General features: G+C 44.8%; 26 protein-coding genes and 3 riboswitches. Of the genes, 4 read left to right on the top strand and 22 right to left on the bottom strand.

Annotated elements, in window-relative coordinates:
- Positions 1–440: 440 nt before the first annotated feature.
- The gene (locus tag FS736_RS14545; RefSeq protein ID WP_144478531.1) at positions 441–707 is read left to right on the top strand and encodes a DUF3055 domain-containing protein; all 267 of its coding nucleotides are present in this window, start codon (positions 441–443) and stop codon (positions 705–707) included.
- 76 nt (positions 708–783) lie between these two features.
- Positions 784–1,071: a cytosolic protein gene (locus FS736_RS14540; RefSeq protein ID WP_144478529.1), complete on the top strand. Its 288-nt coding sequence runs from the start codon at positions 784–786 to the stop codon at positions 1,069–1,071.
- Positions 1,072–1,121: 50 nt separating this feature from the next.
- Here the strand turns inward: FS736_RS14540 and FS736_RS14535 are convergent, their stop codons facing one another.
- Positions 1,122–1,412 (bottom strand): YutD family protein, encoded by a 291-nt coding sequence (locus tag FS736_RS14535; protein WP_144478527.1) that lies wholly within the window; start codon positions 1,410–1,412, stop codon positions 1,122–1,124.
- 148 nt (positions 1,413–1,560) lie between these two features.
- Between FS736_RS14535 and FS736_RS14530 the strand changes: the two genes are divergently transcribed.
- Positions 1,561–2,259, top strand: a complete 699-nt coding sequence (locus FS736_RS14530; protein WP_144478525.1) for a YhcN/YlaJ family sporulation lipoprotein — start codon at positions 1,561–1,563, stop codon at positions 2,257–2,259.
- 61 nt (positions 2,260–2,320) lie between these two features.
- Here the strand turns inward: FS736_RS14530 and lipA are convergent, their stop codons facing one another.
- Entirely contained in the window at positions 2,321–3,235 is a 915-nt protein-coding gene (gene lipA, locus FS736_RS14525) for a lipoyl synthase (RefSeq protein WP_186326802.1), read from the bottom strand.
- A 300-nt stretch (positions 3,236–3,535) separates the two neighbouring features.
- On the opposite strand from lipA, the gene FS736_RS14520 reads away from it, so the two are divergent.
- Positions 3,536–4,477, top strand: coding sequence for a M23 family metallopeptidase (locus tag FS736_RS14520; protein ID WP_251543282.1), 942 nt, complete (start codon positions 3,536–3,538; stop codon positions 4,475–4,477).
- Between the two features lie 47 nt (positions 4,478–4,524).
- Here FS736_RS14520 and FS736_RS14515 read toward each other — a convergent pair whose 3' ends face one another.
- The 20 genes from FS736_RS14515 to FS736_RS14425 all read right to left on the bottom strand — a co-directional run bounded on the left by FS736_RS14515 (position 4,525) and on the right by FS736_RS14425 (position 26,051).
- The gene (locus FS736_RS14515) at positions 4,525–4,626 is read right to left on the bottom strand and encodes a methionine/alanine import family NSS transporter small subunit (protein WP_144478523.1); all 102 of its coding nucleotides are present in this window, start codon (positions 4,624–4,626) and stop codon (positions 4,525–4,527) included.
- Positions 4,626–6,137 (bottom strand): sodium-dependent transporter, encoded by a 1,512-nt coding sequence (locus FS736_RS14510; RefSeq protein WP_144478521.1) that lies wholly within the window; start codon positions 6,135–6,137, stop codon positions 4,626–4,628. The genes FS736_RS14515 and FS736_RS14510 overlap by 1 nt, the downstream gene beginning before the upstream one ends.
- Positions 6,138–6,387: 250 nt before the next feature.
- Positions 6,388–7,974, bottom strand: a complete 1,587-nt coding sequence (locus tag FS736_RS14505) for a Na+/H+ antiporter NhaC family protein (RefSeq protein ID WP_144478519.1) — start codon at positions 7,972–7,974, stop codon at positions 6,388–6,390.
- Positions 7,975–8,112: 138 nt separating this feature from the next.
- Positions 8,113–8,296, bottom strand: a riboswitch (Lysine riboswitch).
- 66 nt (positions 8,297–8,362) lie between these two features.
- Positions 8,363–9,121, bottom strand: coding sequence for a sporulation protein YunB (yunB, locus tag FS736_RS14500; RefSeq protein WP_144478517.1), 759 nt, complete (start codon positions 9,119–9,121; stop codon positions 8,363–8,365).
- 109 nt (positions 9,122–9,230) lie between these two features.
- Positions 9,231–10,340 carry an HD-GYP domain-containing protein gene (locus FS736_RS14495; RefSeq protein ID WP_144478515.1) on the bottom strand — a complete coding sequence of 370 codons (1,110 nt, stop codon included), beginning with the start codon at positions 10,338–10,340 and terminating at the stop codon, positions 9,231–9,233.
- Positions 10,341–10,636: 296 nt separating this feature from the next.
- Positions 10,637–10,939: a YunC family protein gene (locus tag FS736_RS14490; protein ID WP_144478513.1), complete on the bottom strand. Its 303-nt coding sequence runs from the start codon at positions 10,937–10,939 to the stop codon at positions 10,637–10,639.
- A 68-nt stretch (positions 10,940–11,007) separates the two neighbouring features.
- On the bottom strand, positions 11,008–12,390 hold the full coding sequence (locus tag FS736_RS14485; protein WP_144478511.1) for a bifunctional metallophosphatase/5'-nucleotidase: 1,383 nt from the start codon (positions 12,388–12,390) through the stop codon (positions 11,008–11,010).
- Between the two features lie 64 nt (positions 12,391–12,454).
- Complete coding sequence (locus FS736_RS14480; protein WP_144478509.1) at positions 12,455–13,303, bottom strand: DUF72 domain-containing protein; 849 nt, start codon at positions 13,301–13,303, stop codon at positions 12,455–12,457.
- 521 nt (positions 13,304–13,824) lie between these two features.
- The gene (gene sufB, locus FS736_RS14475) at positions 13,825–15,222 is read right to left on the bottom strand and encodes a Fe-S cluster assembly protein SufB (protein WP_144478507.1); all 1,398 of its coding nucleotides are present in this window, start codon (positions 15,220–15,222) and stop codon (positions 13,825–13,827) included.
- Positions 15,223–15,333: 111 nt separating this feature from the next.
- Entirely contained in the window at positions 15,334–15,780 is a 447-nt protein-coding gene (sufU, locus tag FS736_RS14470; RefSeq protein ID WP_144478505.1) for a Fe-S cluster assembly sulfur transfer protein SufU, read from the bottom strand.
- Entirely contained in the window at positions 15,770–16,999 is a 1,230-nt protein-coding gene (locus FS736_RS14465) for a cysteine desulfurase (RefSeq protein ID WP_144478503.1), read from the bottom strand. The genes sufU and FS736_RS14465 overlap by 11 nt, the downstream gene beginning before the upstream one ends.
- Positions 16,999–18,306: a Fe-S cluster assembly protein SufD gene (sufD, locus tag FS736_RS14460; RefSeq protein WP_144478501.1), complete on the bottom strand. Its 1,308-nt coding sequence runs from the start codon at positions 18,304–18,306 to the stop codon at positions 16,999–17,001. The genes FS736_RS14465 and sufD overlap by 1 nt, the downstream gene beginning before the upstream one ends.
- An 18-nt stretch (positions 18,307–18,324) precedes the next feature.
- Positions 18,325–19,110, bottom strand: coding sequence for a Fe-S cluster assembly ATPase SufC (gene sufC / locus FS736_RS14455; RefSeq protein WP_144478499.1), 786 nt, complete (start codon positions 19,108–19,110; stop codon positions 18,325–18,327).
- A 1,103-nt stretch (positions 19,111–20,213) separates the two neighbouring features.
- Positions 20,214–20,354 (bottom strand): YuzK family famiily protein, encoded by a 141-nt coding sequence (locus FS736_RS25720; protein ID WP_472595146.1) that lies wholly within the window; start codon positions 20,352–20,354, stop codon positions 20,214–20,216.
- 278 nt (positions 20,355–20,632) lie between these two features.
- Positions 20,633–21,004: a carboxymuconolactone decarboxylase family protein gene (locus tag FS736_RS14450; protein WP_144478497.1), complete on the bottom strand. Its 372-nt coding sequence runs from the start codon at positions 21,002–21,004 to the stop codon at positions 20,633–20,635.
- 103 nt (positions 21,005–21,107) lie between these two features.
- The gene (locus FS736_RS14445; protein WP_144478495.1) at positions 21,108–21,941 is read right to left on the bottom strand and encodes a MetQ/NlpA family ABC transporter substrate-binding protein; all 834 of its coding nucleotides are present in this window, start codon (positions 21,939–21,941) and stop codon (positions 21,108–21,110) included.
- A 14-nt stretch (positions 21,942–21,955) separates the two neighbouring features.
- Entirely contained in the window at positions 21,956–22,624 is a 669-nt protein-coding gene (locus FS736_RS14440; RefSeq protein WP_144478493.1) for a methionine ABC transporter permease, read from the bottom strand.
- A complete protein-coding gene (locus FS736_RS14435; RefSeq protein WP_144478491.1) occupies positions 22,617–23,642 on the bottom strand; it encodes a methionine ABC transporter ATP-binding protein in 1,026 nt (341 codons plus the stop codon). Before FS736_RS14435 ends, FS736_RS14440 begins: the two co-directional genes overlap by 8 nt.
- Positions 23,643–23,897: 255 nt before the next feature.
- A riboswitch (SAM riboswitch) is annotated at positions 23,898–24,012 on the bottom strand.
- Between the two features lie 111 nt (positions 24,013–24,123).
- Positions 24,124–25,440, bottom strand: a complete 1,317-nt coding sequence (locus tag FS736_RS14430; protein ID WP_144478489.1) for an O-acetylhomoserine aminocarboxypropyltransferase/cysteine synthase family protein — start codon at positions 25,438–25,440, stop codon at positions 24,124–24,126.
- Positions 25,441–25,522: 82 nt separating this feature from the next.
- Positions 25,523–25,625, bottom strand: a riboswitch (SAM riboswitch).
- Positions 25,626–25,709: 84 nt separating this feature from the next.
- Positions 25,710–26,051: a hypothetical protein gene (locus tag FS736_RS14425; protein ID WP_144478487.1), complete on the bottom strand. Its 342-nt coding sequence runs from the start codon at positions 26,049–26,051 to the stop codon at positions 25,710–25,712.
- Position 26,052 lies beyond the last annotated feature (1 nt).

The raw sequence follows: 26,052 nt of genomic DNA, 5'->3' as shown, positions 1-26,052 counted from the left end.
TTCTCCCTCAAACCTGTCAGAATTACGGAGGTTTTTTGACAGCTTTTCATGCTTCTCACCTAAACCTGTCAGAATTACGGGTTTTTTTTGACAGCTTTTCTTGTTACTCCCTCAAACCTGTCCGAACTCGGCGCTACTTCTGACAGCTTTCCTTGTTCTCCTCCCAAACCTGTCCGAACTGTGACTGGTTTTTAAATCCTTTCCCTACTAATCCTGTCTGAAATAGGTCTTTTCGCATTTTCCCGCAAAGATAAATTCAGAAACAAAAGTTTTTCTGGTAAGATTGATGGTGGGTGAGAATGCTGCCAAAATGGAGGAGAGAGATTTTGGAATGCGAAGGACACTGTCCGCTACATCACAGCACACCATCTCTCGAACACAAGCCGCATCTTGTGATGGTTGAAAAAATACATACTTTTACAGCACATAGGAGGTTCACGATGACGGAACAATTTTTTTTATACGATGAAACAGAAGCGACAAAAACACGCTTTGTAAGCTTTGTGGGTGAAAACCAGCGTTTTGACCTTGCCATCCTGCAGACAGGAAGATATTATGGCAAGAGTATCGTATTGGATATCCAGGGGAGCCGATTCGCGATCCTTGGCCACGATGACCTTGATGAAGAAGGCTATCTCGAATATGCCTACAACTTATCCGAAGAAGATGCGGAAGAACTTCGCTCATTCCTGCGGCCAATCCTTTAATCTGGAATGAACTGTTTGTTTGATTTGTCTTTTCAAAGAAATACTAAAAAGACAACAAGCAAAAGAAGGTGAGTTCATGAGCAAGGAAGACAGCGAAAAGTACTCTGATTTTTCGAATGTTGAAAAGCAAAAGAACTATATAACGGCTGAAGACTTACCTGATGGACCATATGGTTCGCCATTCCGGATGGATGAACCGGTTGAGGGTAAAAGCACACCTTGGCGTGAGGGACAACGGACCTACAGTAACTTCAATTATGAATTCAAGTCCCTTCATCAGGGTACACCAAGAAAAGAAGCTGGTGCCCACCCAACCCATGATGACCCGAGCGAAAGTGAGCAGCCGCCATATAGCGACATGTAAAAAAAGGAATGCTCCAATCACAGTATTGGAGCATTCCTTCGTTTTCTATTCTATTTATCCTGACCTTGCTTCGCTACCTTCTTGGCGACAAAATAGGCACAGCCAAAATTGCAGTACTCATATAAGTATTCACTTACCGTACTGATTTTCGTATCGAATGTTGATTTCTGGTTCTGGTCATCGAAAAAGCCTCTTAAGCGAAGCTGCCCATATCCCCAGTCACCAACTATATAGTCATATTTCGTCAGAATCTCGCTGTATCTGGCTCGAAATGCTTCCTCATTAAAGCCATTCCGTTCTTCATCCACTATTTCATAGCATAGGTTATTGATGCAAATCATTGGTAGGTCCACCTCTTTTTCCATAACGATCTGTCTTGGTCAACAAGCTAACGTGCCTGCGCTTTTCTTAATTATAACTTATTCCCCATCAATTACTAAGCAAAAAAAATAATTTCGGAGCCATTCTAATCAATAGGGGGTGTTTTAATTGAAAAAAGCATTAATGGCTCTTGGTATTTGCGGAACAGTGGCTATGACTGGATGTGCTGCGGGTGACGATAATGCCGCACAGGAAGGCCGTGATGGCAGGACTGGTATTTACCAGCAAAGCGGAAACACACTGAATGTTAATGATCAGCGTCCAGACTTATATAACGAAGATGGACGTAAAGGATTGAAAAATAGAAGCGAGGACTTCGGATATGTCCGTCAGCAGAGAACTGGTGTAATGGGAACGGAAAATCCAGAAAACGCATACGAAGCGATCGACCGCGAGCGTATCGCCGATATGATCAGCAGGTTCAGTTTGATGGCACCGAATGTCGATGATGTGTCAACACTTGTAACTGATGAGGAAGTACTAATTGTATACCAGACAGATTCTGCAAATCGCAACGAAACTGCAGACCAGGTGAAACGGATGGCGATGTCAGTCGTTCCTCGCTGGTTCCATGTATACGTTTCAGACGATACTAGCCTGCGAAATGAAGTAGAGAACTTCGCCTCGCTTGATACCGATAGCCGCAATGTCGACGATTTGGTCGATGGCGTCATCAAGCAGATGCTTAAATCTCCTCAAGGCCGCGATATGAGTTCAGGTGAAAACGCCAATGGTGAAGCCAAGGGAGAACTCAATGAAGAGACAGACAAAGATGATCTTTCAAGGCAGATGAACAAAGGTAAATAACAAAAAGAGTTCAGCGTATTGAATGCTGAACTCTTTTTTAGCTTTCGCTTGTGCAAATCAATTATGCCTGCTGTGCTTCCTGCTCTGCAAGCTGTTGTTTATGTTTCGCTGCTGAGTTGACCTGTTCATCGGCATGGTAGGATGAACGGACAAGAGGGCCTGCCTCGCAATGGCTGAAGCCTTTCGCCAGTGCAATTTCCCTTAGCTCGGCAAACTCATCCGGATGGTAGTACTTCTGTACCTCAAGATGCTTTTTGGAAGGCTGTAAATATTGGCCAAGTGTAAGGATGTCCACATTGTTCGCACGCAAATCATCCATTGCTTCGATTAATTCTTCCTTCGTTTCGCCCAGGCCAACCATGATGCTTGACTTTGTCGGAATGTCCGGCTGCATTTCTTTTGCCCTGCGCAGGAATTCCAGTGAACGTTCATAGGTAGCACGAGCACGGATTCTAGGTGTCAGGCGCTTTACCGTTTCGACATTGTGGTTAAGAATATCCGGGCGAGCATCCATCAGTGTCTGCAGGTTTTCTGCAACTCCGCCCATATCAGAAGGCAGTACTTCAATAGAGGTAAACGGATTTTTCCGGCGGATTGCTCTTACAGTCTCAGCAAATACAGCTGCCCCTCCATCCTTCAGGTCATCGCGGGCTACCGCTGTTACGACGACGTGCTTAAGGTTCATTAGGGTAACGGAATCCGCTACTCTTTCTGGCTCCTGCCAGTCAAGTTCCGTAGGCAGTCCCGTTTTTACAGCACAAAAACGGCATGCACGCGTACATACATCGCCAAGGATCATGAAGGTCGCAGTCCGTCTAACTGCCCAGCATTCATGGATGTTCGGGCACTTTGCTTCTTCACACACAGTATGTAGGTTTTTCTCGCGCATCATCTTTTTTAAGCCCGTATAGTTTTCGTTCGTATTTAACTTTATTTTCAGCCAATCAGGCTTTCTCTGTACCTCTTTTTTGCTCATTATTTTCACTCCATTCCTGCTGCACTTCCTCAAGAACACCATGAAAAAATCAAGGCTGGCATACAGCTTCTGATGTCACTTTAACATAATGGAATACTATCGACAAGTACGATATCTTTGCGATTACCATTATTTGATATTTATGAAAAACCCCCATCATCGCAAACTAACAGAAGACAAGCGGAAGCATATTTTATATGCTCGAGCTGGAAAATAAAGGAGTCAAATCATGAAGGGAGGATTACGGTGAAATTCCTTAAAGCAGTTATCGTTCTTTTTTTCCTATGTCCTGTCCTTTCTGTGGATTTAGCATCTGCAGCTGAGCAGGACCAGGATATCTATAAAAAGAGAATGGATCTCTACACTCAAGTTGAAGCGGTTACCCAGATTCCCTGGTATTATATTGCTGCGGTGGATCAATATGAACGGAATGTCCGCCAGGCAAGAAAGGACTTGCCAAAAGCTGAAGGTACTGCCGGAATTTACTTCAAGCCGGAAGAGTGGGCTGGACTTCTGAATCCAAATCTGGAGGATGACAATCCAGTTTCCATACAATTTTTCAATGGAATCGGGTTCGATGGAAATGGTGACAGCAAAGCAAGCCTGAAGGATGATGAAGATGTAATGCAGGCTTTCGCCCAATATCTCCTGAATTACGGTACAGACCATGAGAATATTAAAATTGGCCTCTGGAATTACTATAAACGCGATAAGACAGTCGGAATCATCATAGGAAAAGCGATGATCTACAAGCATTTTGGACGCTTGGACCTTGATACACATGTATTCCCTCTCCCGCTTCGGAGCAACCACAGCTATAACAACACTTGGGGAGATGCACGCGGTTGGGGCGGCAGACGGATCCATGAAGGGACGGATATTTTCGCCGGCTATGGAGTACCAGTCCGAGCCACAGGGTATGGCATTATTGAAATGAAAGGCTGGAACAAATATGGCGGATGGCGGGTCGGCATCCGTGATATCAATAATACCTACCATTACTTCGCCCACCTGAGCGGGTTTGCCAAGGACCTTAGAGTAGGGCAGATCGTTGAGCCTGGAACGGTCATAGGCGGTGTGGGAAGCTCCGGGTACGGGCCGCCGGGAACCAGCGGGAAATTCCCCCCGCACCTGCATTATGGCATGTACAAGGACAATGGCTATACTGAATGGTCCTTCGATCCATACCCTCATTTGAAGTTATGGTCCAGGCAGGAAAGAGCGAGGTTGAAGAAAAGATAGACATCAAAAAAGGCCAGCCTATCCTCAGGCTGACCTTTTGTCTTTTCTTATGAACGGGCTTTTCTAACAGCATGAATTACACTTGCTGCGAGTCCTCCCCAGATAATGACCATACCCACTACCATCATTGCAACTGCGCTAGCATCCATTACTTAGCAACCCCCTTGTCTTGTGGAACTTCATAAAGTGCAGTATCCCATTTCTTTGCTTTTGCAAAAATGAATCCAACAATAACAGCACCGATTGCGACAAACCATCCATAGTAGACATTGAACATGACTGGATAGCCGCCATAACTTGTTTTAATATCTGTCATGATGTTCATGACCATCATGATACCCAATACTACTGGAGTGATGTATTTCAGGGAAATCACCCACCAGCTTCCAAGACGGATATCAGAAATTGCATCAGCATGGTTTTGCAGGTTCTTCAGTTCCTTTGCAACCCATACAATGAAGACTACTTCAACAAGACCGGCAAGAGCGACACCATAGTTATTGATGAACGCATCTGCTGTGTCAAGGAAATTCAAGCCGCCCTGTGTTGCGAACAGGATGGAAACCAATGCAGATAGACCGCCGCCGATTGCTACTGCCTTAGTACGGGAAACATTGAATTTGTCCTGTACCCCGGCAATATATGTTTCAACGATTGAAATCAACGAAGACAGTCCTGCCAGTGTTAAGCTGACGAAGAACAGTACTCCGAACGCCGCACTGAACGCCGGCAATTCATTTATGATCTGCGGGAAGACCGCAAATGCAAGGATAACCCCTTTGCTTACCACTTCATCAATTGGAACGCCTTGCTGCATTGCCATGAAGCCCAATGCCGCGAATACGCCGATACCAGCCAGCAATTCAAAGGAAGAGTTGGCAAAAGCAGTAATGAAAGCGTTGTTTGTAATATCAGATTTCTTAGGAAGATAACTTGAGTACGTGATCATGATTGCAAATGCGATCGATAAACTGAAGAAAATCTGTCCATATGCCGCTACCCATACTTTACCGTTCAGGATCTGGCTCCAGTCAGGCTTGAAAAATGCGTTTACACCATCAATTGCTCCATCCAGAGTCAATGCGCGAACAACAATAATCATAAATAAAATAACAAGTGCAGGAATAAAGATCTTGTTCGCTACTTCAATACCTTTCTTGACGCCTTTGAACAAAATACCAAGAGAAATGACCCATACAATGACTAATGGCAGGAATACACCTGGTACGATACCGCCTACCTGGCCAGCGTCCACTACCTTTAAATAATCCCCAACAAGGAAGCTAAGCGGATCGTCTCCCCACTGCTTGCTGAGCGAGAAATAAGCGTAGGACATTGCCCATGCGATAATGACTGCGTAATACGTCGAAATGACAAAAGAAATAGCAAGCTGCCACCAGCCAAGCCATTCTGCGCCTTTTCGCATCTTGAAATAACTTAATGGTGCAGATCCGCGGTACTTATGACCGATGGTGAATTCCAAAATCAAAATTGGGATACCTGCTGTTAATAAAGCAAATAAGTATGGGAAGAAGAATGCTCCCCCGCCATTCTCATAAGCTACACCCGGGAAGCGCCAAATATTTCCCAACCCGACTGCCGAACCTACCGCAGCAAGAATGAATCCTGCCCTCGTGCCCCACTGTGGACGATTTTCCATTTATAAATCCCCCTTGCCTTCTAATCACCTGGAAAATATTGATGAATTAGAAAGTTTTATATTTTCAGATTATTTGGTCTAGAAATAGTATAGCTAGTTTTTAATGGCTTGTCAAAATATTATTTGCGTCATAATAAATTTTTTTCGATAAAATTTTCCCAACTATACTAAAACTCCTATTAATTAGGATTCTATTCCCGCTATTTTAAAATTATGAAAAAAAGCTGTCTGATACCAGACAGCTTTTTCATTATTCTGCTAGATTTTCTTTCAGTACTTCTTCCTGGTTTGTTTTGCTTCCGAAGATGAACGCAAAAGCAACCAGCAGGATGGCCACTACTGCAAGAGCTGCGAGCGTGCTGCCTGTAAAACCGAGGACCAGGAATCCGACAGCAGAAATTGCTGCTGAAATCAGCGCGTATGGCAGCTGTGTCATGACATGGTCCATATGATGTGAACCAGCACCTGTTGATGATAGGATCGTTGTATCGGAAATTGGCGAGCAGTGGTCTCCAAAAACTGCACCAGCCAGGACAGCTGCTAAAGCAGGCAAAAGAATTGTAATATCAGCAGCCGCTGCGATATCTCCTGCAATCGGAAGCAGTATTCCGAATGATCCCCATGATGTTCCTGTTGAGAACGCCATGATTCCGGCTACGAGGAACAACAGGAATGGCAGGAAGGCAATATTGATGTTTGAGCTTTCAACGATGCCTGCCAGATATTTACCTGTTTCAAGCCGGCCAATCAGGTCAACGATGACCCAGGCAAAAACGAGAATATAGATAGCCGGAAGCATTGATTTAATGCCCTCAGCTAGTCCTTTTCCAAAGACATTGGCATTGACGCCTTTTAATACAGCCGCCTGTCTGACAAAAAGAATCAACGCTACAGCAAGTCCCAACAATCCGCCAGTTACAAGAGATTTGGTGACATCTGTATTTTCAAAAATACCGAAAATGGTTACTTTTCCTTCAACAGCACTTGCGCCTGTCCAGAGCATCATGCCTACTGTTCCTACGACAAGGGCTACAATCGGCCATACAAGGTCTCCAACAGTACCTTTCGTACTCGTTGGCAGATCATCCTTCAGTTCCCCTGGTACCGGCTTGTCCTGAGGAACAACAATTCCTTCCGTAATCGCAAGTTCCTCATGCTTTTTCATTGGGCCGATTTCAACATTCCTAAGAGCAACAATGAACACCATTGCCAATGCTGCAAGAGCATAGAAGTTCATCGGCACGATCTGCATGAACCCTGAGAACGCACTGTATTCATTCACGCCGTGTGCAGCAAGGATTGTACCAATCAATGCAATGATATAAGCACCCCAGCTGGAAATCGGAGAGATGACACACATTGGTGCTGAAGTTGAATCGATTATATAGGCCAGTTTTGCGCGCGAAACCTTCTGGCGGTCCGTGATTGGACGAGTGATCTGCCCTACAGCCAGTGCATTGAAATAATCATCAATAAAAATAATAATGCCAAGGAAAGCACCGACTAATTGAGCCCCAGCTCTTGTTTTGACACGCTTCATTGCCCATTCGCCGAACGCTCGGCTTCCTCCTGAAATAGAAATGAAGGCTGTAATTGTACCCAAAAGCAGCAAAAATAAAATGATGTATAGGCTATACGTGTTCAGTTCGCCATCAGCGATGACTATCCCCTTGGCTGCATCCCACATAATAGCGAATGTTTCAATGATATTAAAGTCAGCAAGCAAAAACGCTGCTGCGACGATGCCTGTCCCCAAAGACAATAGCACCCGCCTTGTGATCACTACCATCAAAATAGCCAATAATGGCGGCAGCAATGAGAAAATTGTGTTCTCCATTCTTTCTCCTCCTTGTTTTTGACAGGGGGGAAACTGTTCCATGAAAAGAGTTGTAGCCACTTTCTATAAAAATATAAAAAAGGGCAACGATAGAGAACATTCTATCGCTGCCCTTAATAAGCAACTAGTGTCTCCATCACGATCTGTAGCTCCCCATTATGGATATACCTCCATAATGACAGTGATACTCCTGTTCAAAGTATCCCCAGCAATAAAAAATGCGACTCATTTTTTATTACTTCGGCAAAATTCCCTTTCTGCTGTGGTCAACGTTGTCATCCTCACACAGCTTACTCTTGAATCCTGCGCCTCTACCCCATCGGAATGATGTGGTTTATTATTCAATTGATTTTATAATATAACAATATCACTAACTTGACAACTGTTATTATTCGCCAGGAAGCTGGATGGCTGGGGATGTATCTCCTCCGCCATTGTAGAACTGCGGTACTTTTCCAGGATAATAGAAGCTGCCAATCGGAATATTTTCCTGAACGGTTGCGATTTCGGTCGCAAAAGGAATAATGATTTGCACATTCACTTTTACCCTGACCGATACATTTATAAGGGTATTATTGATCCCATGCTCCTCAGTATCCCAGACGACATCGGCCGTCACATCGCCAATTGCATTGAACTTCACTGGAACCCTTGGCCCCATATTACCGAGCAGCGCATTGTTGGTCGCCTGACCCAAAGGAACATAATAAATGATTCCTTCTTCCCTGTCTTTTTCATCGGTTACGAGCTCGACATCGGATAACATTTCGAGAGAGGTAAGATTCCCTCTTTCTGCTTCTTTCAGGTTCATTTGTACAATATTGGTTGTTTCCGCTTTTACCCGGTTGATGATTTCTGTGTTGAATTTCACCACAGTGGTTGTACCTCCATCCACCGGTACAAATTCAATTACTTTATCAATATCCATCCCGCTGGCTATTTTTTTGTTGATTGCCTTGTTGATAACCAGAGTCGCAATTTTTCTTGTCTGGGATTCAGCATATTTCATCAAAGTCGGTTCAAGTCCTTTATCGATGATCCAAAGTCCTGCGGCAGTGGAAAAGGAAAAAAATACGAATGTCAGCAGGAATACATACCTGAAAGGCAATGGCCCTTTCCGAGGCAGCCGCCGGCCGAATTTTGCCAAAACAAATCCCCCCTCTAAAGCTATATGTATGCTTCAAAGGGGGGAACTAGCCTAAAAACTATAATTACTTTGACTTATAGTAAAAGGAATTTCACTTAGCAGAACGAAATTAATAATTCGTTGCATACTCGTATTGTATGATCGTATCACAGCTGACAATCATTTGTGATAGATTGGCTTTTAGATCCAGGTTGTACGGTTCCACTCTTTGGCCGCTGTCCTCCAGAATACGGACAACAGGCCGCTCGCTCAAGCCAGGATTTTGTTGTGCTACGACTCCCTTCCGGCCATCACTCAGGGTGACAGTCAGGCCGATTGGATAGATGGCCACAGCTCTGCGGAACGCGTCTACGATCTTTGGATCAAACAGGCTGCCTGCACCGGAATAAAGGATTTCCAGGCCTTCATGCGGCAGCATTGCCGGCCGGTATACCCGATTGGATGTGACAGCATCAAATACATCCGCCACTCCGAGGATTTTTCCGAATAAGTGGATTTCAGCCTCCTTTAAACCGCGCGGATATCCCGCTCCATTCAAACGTTCATGATGCTGATACGCACAATGGGCAACAATCAGCGGGACAGTCGGAATATTCCTGAGCATCTGGAAGCCGTCCTCAGCATGGGCCTTGATGATTTGGAATTCTTCCGCAGTCAGTTTGCCTGGCTTTGATAAAATTTCTTCAGGGACCTTCATTTTCCCTACATCATGCAAAATCGCCCCGAGCCCCAGCTGTTCAAGTTCTTTTGGAGAGAGCTTCATTTCTATTCCAATCGCAAGCGAGTAAAGCGTGACGTTCAAACTATGCGAAAAAATATAATGGTCATGCAGGAATACATCCGAAAGCAGGTTCAAAAGATCTTTGCTGCTCTTCAATTCATCAAGTAAAGCAACAATCAGCTTCTTGAATTTCCTCGCCGATTTTTCCAGCACGAAGGTTTGTGAGATCTTGGAATCCAGCTGAACCTGTTTAAAAGTTTCCCCGATTGTCATGATCGCATTGATCCGCATTTCATCTGGTATCGCGTTTTTCACGATGATATCATCGGTATCAGGGTCTTTAATATAGATATAATCAATCCCAAACTCTTCAAGCCTGTTCAGAATCTTCCGCTCGAGCCGTACGCCCACATTCAGCAGGATTTGGCCCTTGTCATTATAAATGGCTTTCCCGAGTAAAGCCCCTTCCTCTACCGATGTGGTGGCTACGAGTCTCATGTTCATTCCCACTTTATCTGTTAATTGGCGGCTATGTCTGCCTTATCATGAATAAAGAAAATTTTACATAAAACGACAATATTTTCTTGTATTCTATCACAATTACAAATCATTGGGTCATTCGTTTTCCTTTTTGAGTTGGGAAAAAACGAGCCCATTTTTTGCATTCAATCATTATATCGGAATGGAAACTCACTTTTTATACTGCTTCTGCAAAAATTCACATGGAGTACACAAAAAAGACAGCTCTTCAGGCTGTCTTTTTAAGTAGTTGTTTCTATATATGAAAAGCCTGTTTAATTCATTAGCAGCAATGCTTCCCTGCCGACCATCCCTTTTATGGCGCCAAGGTTCTCCGCCTCGAATGTGACGGACTCAAGCGGGGCTTCGAGCAATTCTTCAATCGTTTTCACGCCAACCGCCCTGCCTGCAATGACTTTCCTGCTTTTGAGCTTTTCATTGAGAAGCGCGACATCAAGGGCGCCGCACATTATATATCCTTTGTCGCCGGTAACGACAAGAAGGTTTGTCTTTGGCAATTTTACAGATATGCATAAAAATGTTTTGCCTTCTAGTTCAATGGGTGACATATCGATCATGACCACAACTCCTCCCTTCAATCCCAATAACACTCTATGAAGATGACAGGGAAAGCGTGATATTTTGATCAAATATTAATGGTCATATTTGTAAGCTTCCACTCAAGCAGATTGCGGAGGAACTCCGGCAGCCAGTATCGTTTTTCCTCAGCACGCTGGATTTCCGGAAAAAACCGGCCGAACGTGAACATATCGGGAATGGCGAGCAAGTACTGCTTTTTCGCATCAATGAGCTCGCCGTTGATGAACACTTGCTGGACATTGCCCTTTTGGCGAAACTCAATCCCGTCGTACTCCATGACACCCATCACGGTGCCGCGGAAGCCAAGTCCTTTTATCTGCAGATGGGGCCATGATTCATCCCTTGTCTGAAGGAGTACTTCTTTCAGTTCCGCACCTGACATGTTGATCGTACATGGATTGATCGGGTGCGGACAGATTTCGAGGAGGTCGAATCTCGTTACATCCCCCTGCTTGAGGCCCTTAAGAATCATGCCAGCATTCATAAAGGCGCAGTCTGCATCACACCACTCTCTTAAAGCCTGAACGAGCAGCCTTGCCAGTTCGGTATGCTGCATGGGGTCGGCTGTTAACTTAGCAGGCAGATTCGCCACCGGCTCACCCATAAGTTCTCTTCCTTCCATGTAATAGGCTGCAGCCATCTCCTTTTCGTCTTCCGCCTGGCCGGCTTCATTCATATCGTACAGAAGAGCCGTTTTCTGCAAAATCCGCTTTGAATCCACATCCAGCTTCACAGTCACATGGCCGGTGTAATATCCAAATTTGCCAGCACCCGCGAGCAAACTCGAGCCAACCTCTTTCCCTTCATGTAAAATATGATGTGTGTGCCCGCCAAGAATGACGTCAATTTCCGGGAACTGTTCTGCAATCCTTTCATCATCATGAATCCCGAGATGGGATAACAGAATGATGACATCACTTTGTTTTTTTAACTCATCGACACAGTTCTCAATTTCCTCCACTGGGTCGGTCACCTTCCATCCGAGCTGCTCATAGAAGCGCCCGAAATTGACCGTGACACCAATTACTCCGATCCTTGTGCCTTTTTTGCTTATGTACACATGATAAGGCTTTGCCCAAACCGGACGGCTTCCATCCTGATTGAATAGATTCGCCACAAGCATCTCGAATTCTTTTTCCAGATACATCGAATCCAGATCCTCGAATGGAAGTGTAATGCCTTCATTGTTCCCAATGGTTCCGGCATCATAACCGGCTTCATTCAGCAGTCGGCAATTCGCCTTCCCCCTTGTAGCATCTGATAATGGGTGCCAGCGGTCCATATGATCCCCAATATCAAAAACGAAAACCTCATCGCCTTCTTCCTCATGCCAGCGCCGCCGCTCAGTTACAAGCTTATGGATACTCGGCCAGTGCTCCAAATGGCTATGCAAATCATTCGTATGGTATATATGAATCATTTCTTCCATTGAACCATCATTCCTCTTTTAAAATGAAGTGTCCCCTCGCTGCTTCCAGGAGGGGAATCCAGTATCAAAACAAATCAAGCTGTCTCGGGTTCAGCCCTTCATATTCGATATCCAATAAATCCATCATCTGTTTCGCGTTATCAGCCGCATCCCCGCCGGAATTGTTATTGAACAGGGCGAATACCTGGGAAGTCCCTTCATCAAGCTTTCGAAGGTTCTCTGCCCACTCTGTCAATTCTGCCTGATTATAGCGATATAAATAACGTACTTCTCGCCAATCCTGGCCTCTTCCCTTTTTGTTCCATCCATGGACATTACGGCCATGGAAGCGGACAAGGACCTTCTTCTTGGATGTGGATTGAAGCACGGTTGGAATCGAGCCTTCCCCTGCCTGCGGCTCATCACAAATGCTGTGGATCCAATTTTCCTTTTGCATGAACTCAAGCGTCTTATTGCGCATCTCACCTGCAAACCATGACTGGTTCCGGAACTCGAGCGCACAGTCAATGTCCCCCATCTGCTCGCGGCACCAGCGCAAATAATCGACATTCTCTTTGCGCAGGTCAAACCATGGCGGGAACTGGAACAGCGTCATCGCATGCTTATTGGCCTCAAGATAGGGCCTCAGCGACTCTTTGTAGGCTGTGAACATCTCATTTTTATCTGTAAAAGGAATTTCACCGCGCTGATGGCCGGTCATTCCCTGATACGCTTTTACAATGAATTGAAACTTGTCTGGTGTATCCTCTGCCCATTTCGCCGCGTTCTTCACAGGCTGCACAGCGTAAAACGAGGCATCGACCTCAACTGCAGGAAAGTGGCTGGAATACTCCTTCAGTTTATCACGAGGCGAAACCTTGCCTTCATATAAACTGTCATGGTCTCCCCAACCCGTTAAGCCAACAATAATCATCTGTGCACCTCCATTTTCCCTTCATAATAGCACAATTAAGCGCTGAACTAGAACTAAGACATGTTCTACCCTTATTTCCCGCTTATAGAAGGGGGAAAACGCATTATTAATTGACGCCTTGTCTCTGGTTGTTGCTAATCACTACGTTTTTGAGTTGAATCACTACAATTTTACAAGGAATCACTACACTTAAGAAGCTTATCACTACGAAAATAGACCGATTCACTACGAAATTCTAGATAATCACTACTTTTTACAAAAATTAGGTGTCAACCTTACCTATAACTCCATGAAGTGTACGATGTACTGCACTAATTGCACGGTCATTTCAGATATTTGCACGGTAAAACAGATAATTGCACGGTTAAAACAAATAATTGCGCGGTAAATCAAATTATTGCATGGTAAAGCATGAGAATTGCACCGTCTTCCATTTTAGTGGAAATTTTATTTCATTCAATATTCTTTCAAACGGTAAAAAAATCCACCTGCCGAGGCAGGTGGATTCCCGTAATCATCTATTAACCGATTGAACCTTCCATCTCGAACTTGATCAGGCGGTTCATTTCGACGGCATATTCCATTGGCAGTTCTTTTGTGAACGGCTCGATGAAGCCCATGACGATCATTTCTGTTGCTTCTTCTTCGGAGACTCCGCGGCTCATCAGGTAGAACAGTTGCTCTTCTGATACCTTGGAAACCTTCGCTTCGTGCTCAAGAGAAATGTTGTCGTTCAGGATTTCATTGTATGGAATCGTGTCTGAAGTAGACTTGTTATCCATGATCAGCGTATCGCACTCAATGTTTGAGCGGGCGCCGTCGGCTTTGCGTCCGAAGTGGACGATACCGCGGTATGTTACTTTTCCGCCTTGCTTTGAGATTGATTTTGATACGATGGTTGATGATGTGTTCGGTGCAAGGTGGATCATTTTCGCACCTGCATCCTGGTGCTGGCCTTTACCAGCAATAGCGATTGATAATGTCATACCGCGAGCGCCTTCACCCTTAAGGATGACTGCTGGGTATTTCATAGTCAGCTTGGAACCGATGTTGCCATCGATCCATTCCATTGTCGCATTCGCTTCACAAACCGCACGCTTTGTAACAAGGTTGAAGACGTTGTTTGCCCAGTTCTGGATTGTTGTATAACGGCAATATGCGTCCTTTTTGATGATGATTTCAACGACCGCACTATGAAGGGAGTTCGTTGTGTAAACAGGAGCTGTACATCCTTCAACATAGTGTACGTGCGCGCCTTCATCAACGATGATCAGTGTACGCTCGAACTGTCCCATGTTTTCGGAGTTGATGCGGAAGTACGCCTGAAGCGGAGTATCCACTTTGATTCCTTTTGGAACATAGATGAAAGATCCGCCAGACCAGACCGCAGAGTTCAAAGCTGAGAACTTGTTGTCTGTTGGAGGAATGACTTTTCCGAAATGCTCACGGAAAATGTCTTCGTTTTCCTTCAGAGCAGAATCTGTGTCTTTGAAAACGATTCCCAGCTCTTCAAGCTCTTCCTTCATGTTGTGGTATACAACCTCTGATTCATATTGTGCAGAAACACCAGCAAGGTATTTTTGCTCAGCTTCAGGGATTCCAAGCTTGTCAAAAGTAGCCTTGATTTCATCAGGTACTTCATCCCATGACTTTTCAGATTTCTCAGATGGTTTTACATAGTACGTGATTTCATCAAAGTTCAATGAAGCCATGTCTCCGCCCCACTGAGGCATTGGCATATTGTAGAAGTGCTCCAATGATTTTAAACGGAAGTCCAGCATCCACTGGGGCTCTTCCTTCATTTTCGAAATTTCTTCAACGATTTCACGCGTCAGACCGCGCTTAGACCGGAAGATGGAAACGTCTTTATCGGAAAATCCGTATTTATAATCACCGATCTCTGGCATTTTTTTAGCCATCGTCGAATTCCTCCATTCTTAAAGCAAGGAAACCAGGTTTCCTGCTTTGTAGTTGTTAGCTGCAGGCCAATCCCCCGCAGCTCTTTCGGAATAATCATCCTGCGATGATTTTTATTGGCTGTCTTCCTCTTCCTTCAGGCCTTTCTCCATTGCCTTCCATGCAAGAGTAGCACATTTGATCCTTGCCGGGAATTTCGCCACACCTTGCAGTGCTTCGATATCTCCGAGGTCAAGATCATCCTCTTCATATTCTTTTCCCTGCATGATGTCGGAAAAAACCGATGAAAGCTTTAAAGCCTCTTCGATGTTTCTTCCTTTTACCGCCTGCGTCATCATTGAAGCAGAGGACATGGAAATCGAGCAGCCTTCCCCTTCAAATTTCGCGTCCGCAACTTTGCCGTCTTCGACTTTCATCGTCAGCTGGATGCGGTCGCCGCATGTCGGGTTGTTCATGTTGACTGTCAGGCTGCCTTCTTCCAAAACACCTTTATTGCGAGGGTTCTTATAGTGATCCATAATAACTTGCCGATAAAGGTTATCTAAATTATTAAAAGACATCGCTGAAATACTCCTTTGTTTTGACAAGTCCGGCTACGAGCTTGTCAATATCTTCTTCTGTGTTGTACAGGTAGAAGCTTGCACGTGCTGTCGCGGACGCTTTCAGCCACTTCATCAGCGGCTGGGCGCAATGGTGGCCCGCGCGGACGGCGATTCCTTCAGCATCTAATACAGTTGCCACATCATGTGGATGTACGTCATCAATATTGAATGTTACGAGTCCAGCACGCTTGCCGGCTTCCTTCGGTCCATAGATGGTCATGCCGTCAATTTCAGACATTTTATCCATCGCATAGGCCGCAAGAGCGTGTTCATGCTTCTCGATATTGTCGAGACCGATTTCATTGAGGAAGTCGATGGCTGCACCCAGACCGATCGCACCAGCGATGATTGGTGTTCCGCCTTCGAATTTCCACGGCAGTTCTTTCCATGTTGATTCGTAGAGACCTACGAAATCAATCATTTCGCCGCCAAACTCAACCGGCTCCATTTTCTCAAGAAGGGCCTTCTTCCCATATAGTACGCCGATTCCTGTCGGCCCGCACATCTTATGTCCGGAAAAAGCGAGAAAATCGCAGTTAAGGTCCTGGACATCGATTTTCATATGCGGTGCACTCTGGGCGCCATCGACAACCATAATCGCACCATTCTGGTGGGCAATTTCGGCAATCTCCTTGATCGGGTTCATGACACCCAGTACGTTTGAAACCTGCATGATCGAAACGATTTTCGTATTCTCTGTCACTGTTTCTCTGACAGTATCAAGTGAAATCGTGCCGTCTTCCTGCAGATCAATATATTTCAATGTTGCACCCGTTTTTTTAGCTACCTGCTGCCATGGGATGATATTGCTGTGATGCTCCATGTAGGAGATGACAATCTCATCGCCTTCCTTAAGGTTATCACGGGCATAGCTTGCCGCTACCGTATTGATGGCAGTTGTAGTTCCCCGGGTGAAAATGATTTCTTCGATAGATTTTGCGTTAATGAACTTGCGGACCTTTTCCCTTGCTCCTTCGTAACCATCGGTCGCTCTTGTTCCAAGAGTGTGTACACCTCGGTGAACGTTGGAGTTGTATTCGCGATAATATTTATCCAGCGCTTCGATCACCTGCACCGGCTTTTGTGATGTCGCCGCGCTGTCAAGGTAGACAAGCGGGCTGCCATTGACTTCCTGATTTAAAATCGGAAACAATTCACGAATTTCGCGGGCGTTCATTATTTAACTTTCCTTTCGATGACCTCAACCAATTGCTTTTTAACTCCCTCGATCGGAAGCTCATTTACAACAGGTGCAAGGAATCCGTGGATGACAAGGCGCTCTGCCTCGTGCTGCGGAATACCGCGGCTCATCAAGTAGTAAAGCTGCAATGGATCAACGCGTCCAACAGAAGCTGCGTGGCCAGCTGTTACATCATCTTCATCGATCAGAAGAATTGGGTTCGCATCCCCGCGTGCTTTTTCGCTAAGCATCAGAACGCGTGATTCCTGTTCCGCATTGGACTTGGAAGCGCCGTGTTCGATTTTTCCGATTCCGTTGAAGATAGAAGTAGCGCTATCCTTCACAACACCGTGCTTGAGGATGTAGCCTTCTGAATTTTTACCGAAATGGATGATGCTGGTCGTGAAGTTCTGAGTCTGTTCTCCACGTCCGACAACAACTGTCTTAATGTCGGAATAAGAACCATCACCAACCAAGTTGGTAACATTATCAGAAATGGTGTTACCGTCGTTCATCATGCCCAGAGCCCACTCGATCCGTGCGTCTCTTCCAGCATGGCCGCGGCGGTTCACATAAGTTGTAAGGCCTTCCGCCAGTGTATCAACCGCACCGTACTGGATTTTCGCATTTTGGCCAGCGATTGCTTCCGTTACGATGTTAACCAATCCGCTCACTTTGCCAGTAGTTGAGATATAGTTCTCGACATATGTCACAGAGCTATTGTCTTCAGCAACAACAAGCACATGGTTGAACAAGTTCGCTTCTGCATCATCATGCAGGAAGATCGCCTGGATTGGGCTGTTCAGTTGTACATTTTTCGGAACATAAAGGAATGCCCCGCCGTTCATGAATGCTGTGTGGAGAGCGGTCAAACGGTGCTCGTCGTTTTTCACAGCTGACATGAAGTATTTCTTCAGCAGATCACTGTATTCGCGTGCCGCTGTGAAAATATCAGTGAAAATAACGCCTTGCTCCTGCATTTCCTTGGAAAGCTGGAGGTATGCAGGCTTGTTGTTGCGCTGAACATACAGGCTGTTTTCCTTAGCTTCCTGGTCAACAAGTGCTTTTACTTCTTCAGGAAGCTCGTCGATGGATGAAAAAACATCGCTTTTAACGAGCAGCTTCTCGAATTGTGTGAAATTCCATTTATCAATCTTCGTCTTATCCGGTCTTGGCATAGAAAGATCTTCTGCTTTTGCAAGAGATTGCGTGCGAAGCTCGGTCAGCCATTCCGGTTCGTTCATTTCTTTTGAGAAGGAAGTAATGTACTCCTGGTCAAAAGCCCATTTCGTTTCCGTAGTCATTATAAATCCCCCCAACGCTTAAGCTTCTTGCCCAACTGTTTCGTCTTCGATGCCCAGTTCTTTCTTAATCCAGTCGTACCCTTCTGCTTCTAAGCGCTGTGCAAGTTCTGGTCCGCCAGACTTCACAATGCGGCCCTGCATCATAACGTGAACATAGTCAGGAGTGATGTAATCAAGAAGGCGCTGGTAGTGAGTGATAATCAAGCAGCCGAAATCTTCGCCGCGCATTTCGTTGATTCCTTTAGAAACAACCTTCAATGCATCGATATCAAGACCTGAGTCGATTTCGTCAAGGATTGCAATTTTTGGTTCAAGCATCATCAATTGAAGGATTTCGTTACGCTTCTTCTCACCGCCGGAGAAACCTTCGTTAAGATAACGCTGTGCCATATCAAGATCCATTTCAAGGAATTCCATTTGCTTATCCATCTTGCGGATGAATTTCATAAGAGAAATTTCATTGCCTTCGCCAAGACGGCTGTTCAAAGCAGAACGAAGGAAGTCAGCATTCGTTACACCGCTGATTTCACTTGGGTATTGCATCGCAAGGAAAAGACCAGCGCGTGCTCTTTCGTCCACTTCCATTTCAAGAACATCTTCGCCATCAAGAGTAACAGAACCGTTCGTTACTTCATATTTAGGATGACCCATGATAGAAGAAGATAAAGTTGATTTACCAGTACCATTCGGTCCCATGATCGCGTGGATTTCTCCACCCTTAACTTCAAGGTTCACACCTTTTAATATCTGCTTGCCTTCAATCTCAACCTGAAGGTCCTTAATTGATAATACAGATCCTGCCATAATAATACCTCCGTCAATATAGAAAAGATTTTAAGCCGACTATTGCCGTCTTTAACTCTATTCTCATTTTATTCTCATTACAATCTTATAACAAATGAAAAGTGTTAGCAACACCTTAGAAGTGGAAAGAGGAATATCAAAAACTGTAGATTGTTGACAAATTCTTTAAAAGATTTTTGGCTCATGCCGAGTGGGGAGGAAACGACCGGGCAAATGCATTTGCCCGCAGCGTTTCATTCCCACTCGGCAGCTTTTCAGCGTAAGCTGAAAAGCCAGTGAAGCGTAAGCTTCACGCCAATGAGCCAAAAATCAGCACAAATTAATTTAGAATCATCTCATCAAGAATCCTTGGTTTTCTCTAATTACTTCTTTTAACTTCCCGCCACCGCCTTTCAGCTTAGCTGAAAGGCGACAGCAGGGTTCGAACACTCCATCTACATTTTACCAGACCAAGCCTAGCAAAGCAGGATATCCCGCTCACAGCTTGTACATCATTTTATTTTTACCTTCTGTAGGGAAAAAATGTACTGGATAGCCTATAGACAGTTATATCAGTTTGATTTAATAAGCAGGAATGTAAATTTAACGCAAAGACAATTCAGATTCAGTCAGCTTTTTACTTCTTGACTCAAAACCTGTCTAGATTATGAGGGATTATTGAAAGGTTTGCATGCTAATCCCTCTAAGCTGTCAAAATAACGAGCGTTTCTTGACTGCTTTCCTTCCTCTCGCCCCAAACCTGTCAAAATAAACTCGGATTCTTGACTGCTTTCCTTCCTCTCGCCCCAAACCTGTCAAAATAACGAGCGTTTCTTGACTGCCTTCCTTCCTCTCGCCCCAAACCTGTCAAAATAACGAGCGTTTCTTGACAACTTTCCTTCCTCTCGTCTCAAACCTGTCAAAATAACGAGCGTTTCTTGGCAGCTTTCCCACCTACCGCCTCAAACCTGTCAAAATAACAGGTTGAACAGGGAGATCCAGTCCCATCTCTCGACAAGCCTAATTTTCTAGTTTCAAACATCTTCATTCTTAACATAAATAATAAAGAAACCAGTGCAAAAAATACACTGGTTCCATTTTTCTTCTATTATATATCCCATCGCTTACGAGTGGATTTTTCTATCCAGGTCAGCGACCATCCGTTGGCTTTTGATATAATCTTGCTCTCGTTTTCTTTCGACTTCCATTCTTGCGTCATGGTTCATGCTGTAGACCTCGTAACTAATTCCATGGGCTCCATGCATCGCTTTTTCCATTTCACTTGTGTAGTTCAGTTTTAGCTGACTAATAGTGAATCATCCCTTCGGTTTTTCGCTTTTAACAAAGCGTTTTTTTGTTATTGCAATGGTAACACCTTTTGTTTACCACTATCAAAGCGTTTAAAACCGTTAATTTTTGGATGTAATGGAATGTGGAGTCCTATGGAGGGTTCACCTCTGTCATTCTTAGAATACTGGCAATATCCTCCCAAATGAAGCCTTTCCTGTTAGCCAGCAGTCAATTAATCTGACTACAACAGCTTTTACTGCTTCAAAGTATTCAATTCTGCCATGGCTTCCTGAACAAGCGTGACTGCCTGGCTCATGGCCGCCCCGCCGCCAAAAGCCGCTGTCACACCAACCGCTTCCAAAATTTGTTCTTCAGTGGCTCCCTGGTCCAGGCAGCCTTTTAAATGGTAAATGATGCAGTATTCGTCCTGGGAATACAAGGAAATTCCCAGCGCGATCAGCTGCTTTTCTTTTTGTGTCAATGTTCCTTCCTGAAAACACACTTCCGTAAATGCATTATAATGGCTTGCAAGCTCCGGCATTTTTTGCGTAAATACGCCCAATCCCTGTTTATATTCATGAAGAGCTGCTTCTGTTGAATTCCGAGGTTCATAATGATGCTCCATTACCTTCCACTCCAATCTGCTTTTTTCTCGGTTAGTATGTTAAATTTCAGAGCGGGTTATGCGGCAAAAAGAAAAGCAGGCTATTCGCCTGCTTTCCAAAGGTTTATTCTTTTACTGGTACGACTGCACCATCATATTTTTCAAGGATAAAGTCCTGGATTTCTTTAGAATGAAGGACTTCTACAAGCGCTTTGATTGCCGGCTTGTCTGCATCGCCTTCACGAACGGCAATGACGTTCACGTATGGAGAATCACTTTCCTCAATAGCGATAGAATCCTTCAGTGGGTTCAATCCGGCGTCAATCGCGTAGTTTGAGTTGATTAGAACGGCGTCGCCTTCACCATTGTTAAAAATCTGTGGAAGCAATGCTGCTTCGTATTCTGTATCGAACTTCAAGTCTTTAGGGTTTTCTGCGATATCGTCAATTGTTGCTTTTACTTTTTCCACGCCGTCTTTAAGAGTGATCAGGCCCTCTTTTTCAAGCATTGTCAAAATACGGCCATGGTCTGCTACTGAACTGCTCATGATGATATGCGCACCTTTTGGCAGGTCCTCAAGAGTTGTGTAGTCTTTAGAATAAACACCGATTGGCTCGATGTGGATTCCACCCGCATTTTCAAACTTATAGCCGTTTTCAGCCATTTGTGATTCAAGGTAAGGGATGTGCTGGAAGTAGTTCGCATCAAGTTCTCCTGAATCTAACGCCTGGTTTGGAACAACATAGTCATTGAATGTCTTGATTTCCATTTCAAATCCTTTTTCTTCAAGAAGCGGTTTCGCTTCTTCAAGGATTTCAGCATGAGGTACGTTTGAAGCACCCACTACGATTTTCTTGCTTTCTTCCTTGCCGCCTTCTGTTTTTTCCTCAGATGATCCGCAAGCTGCAAGTCCTGCTGTTAAAACTAATACTAAAAGTGATAATAGCCATTTTTTCAATTTCAATCTCTCCTTTATCTTTTGTCTAATTTTCTTGTAATGGAATCTCCAATAATCTGGATTAAAAATACGATAATCAAAATAATGATGGTCGCCATCAGTGTGACATCATTCCGGCTCCTTTGGAATCCTTCCATGTAGGCAAGGTTTCCAAGACCGCCTGCGCCGATGACTCCAGCCATCGCCGTATAACTTACGAGCGCAATCGCTGTGACTGTGATGCCTGACACCAAGGCAGGCATTGATTCCGGTAGCAGAACCTTCCAGATGATGGTCGTCGTTTTTGCTCCCATTGATTTTGCTGCTTCAATGACTCCCTTATCAATCTCACGCAAACCGATTTCAACCATCCTGGCGTAAAATGGTGCTGAACCGATAATCAGCGCTGGCAAGGCGGCATTTTCGCCAATCATTGATCCAACGATGAATTTTGTAAAAGGAATCAGCAGGACGATCAAAATGATGAATGGAATCGACCTGAAAATATTTACCACTGCGCTCAGTACGACATTTACCGGTTTGCTTTCCCATATATTTCCTTTTGAGGTCAAAAAGAGCAACAATCCAAGAACGGCTCCAATTATAAAGGTAGCAACAACGGAAATGGCACTCATGTATAGTGTCTCAATTGTCGCCTCCCACATGCGGTCCCAGTTAACATTCGGGAATAAAGTTTCAGCCATTCGAAATCACCTCCACGCCGACTTCATGCTGGCCGATAAATTCAATCGCACGGGCTAATTCTTCCTCTTCACCATCAAGATGGATGAACAAGGTTCCATATGAACCGTTTTGTGTCTGGGAAATTTTACCCTGCACAATATTGACGGTGATGGCGAATTTGCGGATCAGATTGGTGATCAGCGGCTGCTCGGCACCTTCGCCTACGAATGTCAGCTGGATGACCCGTCCATGCGGATATCGCTCCAGTAAATGGTCTACCGTTTCCTTTGTTTCCTCCGGTTCAGTCACCTGCTGGACAAACCTTTTCGTAATTGGCTGCTGCGGGTTCTTGAACACATCCAATACTGGTCCAGTCTCAACGATGTTTCCGCCCTCCATGACCGCAACCCGGTGACAAATCTTACGGATGACATGCATTTCATGAGTGATCAGGACAATGGTAAGTCCCAATCTCTTATTGATATCAACGAGAAGATCCAGGATCTGGTCGGTCGTTTGCGGGTCAAGTGCTGACGTCGCTTCATCACCGAGAAGAACTTTTGGATTATTCGCCAGTGCCCTGGCGATACCGACTCTCTGCTTCTGCCCGCCGCTTAATTGTGAGGGATAAGCATCGCCGCGTCCCTCAAGACCGACAAGCTTGATCAATTCTTTTACCCTTTTGTCCCTCTCAGTTTTCGACACTCCTGCGATTTCAAGAGGGAATGAAATGTTATCTGCAACCGTCCTTGACCAAAGAAGGTTGAAATGCTGGAAAATCATGCTGATTTCCTGTCTTGCTTTCCTTAATTCCGCACCCTTGATTCTTGAAACTTCCCTGCCTGCCACGACGACAGAACCCGAAGTTGGGATTTCAAGACCATTCAACATGCGGATCAATGTGCTTTTACCTGCGCCGCTGTATCCAATGACGCCAAAGATTTCGCCTTCTTTCACTTCAAGGTTGACATCATCAACTGCTTTGACTTCACCTTTCTTTGAAGGATAAATCTTTCTGGCCTTTTTTATCGTGATCAATTGACTCCCCCTCTTTTGCAACAACTATATTCTTAACTCAAAAAACCGTTGAATCTTCCATCCTAAGTAAGAAGGTTATCAATCTAGTTTCCCATTCCCTGCCCGTAAAAATTCAAACTTCAGGTAAAATGGGATGCCCTTCCTTGAAGAAAATGCCCTTGTGAAAATCACGTTAGAACCGAACAGGGTCGATTTGGCATTAAAAAAGCCTTCCTGCAAATAAGCAGAAAGGCATAATAATTGGCTGTATCCTTTCTCTCATCTGCCAAAGCCATCAGCTTTGAGTGAATTGGCACCGTTTCAGATAAGCAAGCTTACTGACGGTTGCCGGGTTTCATAGGGCACTTCCCTCCACCTCTCTTGATAAGAGTACGCTATTAAATTTTAAAATCGGTTTTTAGTTACGAAAATGATTGTAGCACGTAACAAAAATGGGTGTCAATAAAATTATTTTCAAATACCTTTTGGAAGGTACTGGATATTAGGTTCTCGCCGTGACCCCTGGTACTCCAGTAGCTTTTTCAATTGCCTGCTCCAGGTCTTCGATGATGTCATCAACGTTTTCAATTCCGACAGAAAGACGGATTAAATCTTCTGGAACTCCCGCTGCCTTAAGTCCGTCTGAATCAAGCTGCTGATGAGTGGTGCTTGCAGGGTGGATGACCAGGCTCTTCGCGTCACCGACATTCGCAACATGGGACCAAAGCGTCAATGAGTTAATCAGTTTTGCTCCAGCTTCCCTGCCTCCCTCGATGCCAAAAACTACAACTGATCCTGCACCTTTTGGAAGGTATCGAACTGCCAATTGCTTATCAGGGTGAGAGTCATGCCCCGGGTAGGTGACCCAGGTAACAGCAGGATGTGCCTCCAGGTAGTCAACTACTTTAAGCGTATTGGCGACATGCTCTTTCATGCGGACATGCAATGTTTCGATTCCAAGATTGAATTGGAAAGCACTCTGCGGGCTGATGGCCGGACCAAGGTCGCGAAGCAGCTGAACCCTGGCCTTTACAATATAGGCTGCTGCCCCTATCGCTTCACTATAAACAATGTCATGGTAACTGGAGTCTGGCTCATTGAAACCAGGGAACTTCGGGGATCTCCAATCAAACTTGCCTCCATCCACAATGATTCCGCCCATGACTGTGCCGTTGCCTAAAAGCCACTTGGTAGCCGAGTGTATCACGATGTCTGCGCCGTTTTCAATCGGCCGGCATAGATATGGAGTGGCAAATGTGTTATCAATGATCAACGGAATCCCAGCTTCATGGGCAACATCGGCAACTGCTTCAATGTCCAAGACCCTGAGACTTGGATTTCCGATTGTTTCCGCATAAACCGCCTTCGTTTTTGGTGTGATCGCCTTCCTGAAATTCTCCGGGTCTTCAGGATCCACAAGGTGGACATTAATTCCATATTTCGGCAAGGTTTCAGCAAATAAATTATACGTCCCTCCGTACAGATTAGAGGCTGCAACGATTTCATCCCCTGCATGGGCAATATTCAGAATCGCCATCGTGATTGCCGACATCCCGCTTGATAAGGCAAGTGCACCTACCCCTCCTTCAAGCAGGGCGACTTTTTCTTCCAGGGCTGTCACAGTTGGGTTGTGGATTCTCGAGTAAATGTAACCAGGCTCCTTGAGTGCGAACAAATCGGCTGCATGATCCGTGTTTTCAAATTGGAATGCATTGCTTGAGTAAATTGGCACAGCCCTTGCCCCAGTCACCGGGTCTGGTGATTGTCCTCCGTGGACACCGATTGTTTCGATTCTGTAGCTTTTTTGCTCATTTGCCATCTCCATCTCTCCTATCATAAAAATAAAATGGAAAGGTGATACAAAAAACCCACTTCCTAAGAAGAGGGCCATTTATCATCTCTCCTTATCTTTTCAGAGTCTACACTCTGCAGGAATTAGCACCGTGTTTAATAACCGGTTGCCGGGCTTCATCGGGCCAGTCCCTCCGCCTCTCTGGATAAGAATATTCAGTTCGTTTTTATTGCGTTAAAGTGATAATATCATTTCCACGCATTTAAAGTCAATATATTACGATTTTTCTGAATAAATCAAGCGGAGATTGGTCTTGCAAGGTAGAAAATTGACTCAAGGACCAATAAATCTCTAAACCGGCCGTCTTCAACGGTATAATATCCCCATCTGAGACCTTGTCTAAGTTTGAATTCCCCTTTCAGCAGTCCGGCAATGCTGGCTTCACTTCCTTTGATTGTAATCTGGAATTGAGAATTAAGATTGCTTGTTAGGAGTTCCACTCGTCCCCCCTTGAATACTAGGTATACTTCTTCCTTTTCTGACTCTAATTTCAAACAAAGATCCAGCTTTTTGATCAATTGCAGTATATGAGCCTTACCGCCAACTTCATTCGCAAAAAGTTCAATAGATTCCCGCATG

This window comes from Cytobacillus oceanisediminis 2691, assembly GCF_007678455.1.
Taxonomy (GTDB): domain Bacteria; phylum Bacillota; class Bacilli; order Bacillales; family Cytobacillaceae; genus Mesobacillus; species Mesobacillus oceanisediminis_A.
Note: the sequence above shows the minus strand (reverse complement) of the source record. Positions and strands in the feature narration are given on the sequence as shown.

What these genes read in the sequence shown, in the direction of transcription:
- FS736_RS14545 (WP_144478531.1), top strand. Translation starts at nt 441, where the DNA reads ATGACGGAACAATTTTTTTTATACGATGAAACAGAAGCGACAAAAACA.
- FS736_RS14540 (WP_144478529.1), top strand. Translation starts at nt 784, where the DNA reads ATGAGCAAGGAAGACAGCGAAAAGTACTCTGATTTTTCGAATGTTGAA.
- FS736_RS14535 (WP_144478527.1), bottom strand. Translation starts at nt 1,412, where the DNA reads ATGATTTGCATCAATAACCTATGCTATGAAATAGTGGATGAAGAACGG.
- lipA (WP_186326802.1), bottom strand. Translation starts at nt 3,235, where the DNA reads ATGAGCAAAAAAGAGGTACAGAGAAAGCCTGATTGGCTGAAAATAAAG.
- FS736_RS14515 (WP_144478523.1), bottom strand. Translation starts at nt 4,626, where the DNA reads ATGGATGCTAGCGCAGTTGCAATGATGGTAGTGGGTATGGTCATTATC.
- FS736_RS14510 (WP_144478521.1), bottom strand. Translation starts at nt 6,137, where the DNA reads ATGGAAAATCGTCCACAGTGGGGCACGAGGGCAGGATTCATTCTTGCT.
- FS736_RS14505 (WP_144478519.1), bottom strand. Translation starts at nt 7,974, where the DNA reads ATGGAGAACACAATTTTCTCATTGCTGCCGCCATTATTGGCTATTTTG.
- FS736_RS14495 (WP_144478515.1), bottom strand. Translation starts at nt 10,340, where the DNA reads ATGAGACTCGTAGCCACCACATCGGTAGAGGAAGGGGCTTTACTCGGG.
- FS736_RS14490 (WP_144478513.1), bottom strand. Translation starts at nt 10,939, where the DNA reads ATGATCGATATGTCACCCATTGAACTAGAAGGCAAAACATTTTTATGC.
- FS736_RS14485 (WP_144478511.1), bottom strand. Translation starts at nt 12,390, where the DNA reads ATGGAAGAAATGATTCATATATACCATACGAATGATTTGCATAGCCAT.
- FS736_RS14480 (WP_144478509.1), bottom strand. Translation starts at nt 13,303, where the DNA reads ATGATTATTGTTGGCTTAACGGGTTGGGGAGACCATGACAGTTTATAT.
- sufB (WP_144478507.1), bottom strand. Translation starts at nt 15,222, where the DNA reads ATGGCTAAAAAAATGCCAGAGATCGGTGATTATAAATACGGATTTTCC.
- sufU (WP_144478505.1), bottom strand. Translation starts at nt 15,780, where the DNA reads ATGTCTTTTAATAATTTAGATAACCTTTATCGGCAAGTTATTATGGAT.
- FS736_RS14465 (WP_144478503.1), bottom strand. Translation starts at nt 16,999, where the DNA reads ATGAACGCCCGCGAAATTCGTGAATTGTTTCCGATTTTAAATCAGGAA.
- sufD (WP_144478501.1), bottom strand. Translation starts at nt 18,306, where the DNA reads ATGACTACGGAAACGAAATGGGCTTTTGACCAGGAGTACATTACTTCC.
- sufC (WP_144478499.1), bottom strand. Translation starts at nt 19,110, where the DNA reads ATGGCAGGATCTGTATTATCAATTAAGGACCTTCAGGTTGAGATTGAA.
- FS736_RS25720 (WP_472595146.1), bottom strand. Translation starts at nt 20,354, where the DNA reads ATGCATGGAGCCCATGGAATTAGTTACGAGGTCTACAGCATGAACCAT.
- FS736_RS14450 (WP_144478497.1), bottom strand. Translation starts at nt 21,004, where the DNA reads ATGGAGCATCATTATGAACCTCGGAATTCAACAGAAGCAGCTCTTCAT.
- FS736_RS14440 (WP_144478493.1), bottom strand. Translation starts at nt 22,624, where the DNA reads ATGGCTGAAACTTTATTCCCGAATGTTAACTGGGACCGCATGTGGGAG.
- FS736_RS14430 (WP_144478489.1), bottom strand. Translation starts at nt 25,440, where the DNA reads ATGGCAAATGAGCAAAAAAGCTACAGAATCGAAACAATCGGTGTCCAC.
- FS736_RS14425 (WP_144478487.1), bottom strand. Translation starts at nt 26,051, where the DNA reads ATGCGGGAATCTATTGAACTTTTTGCGAATGAAGTTGGCGGTAAGGCT.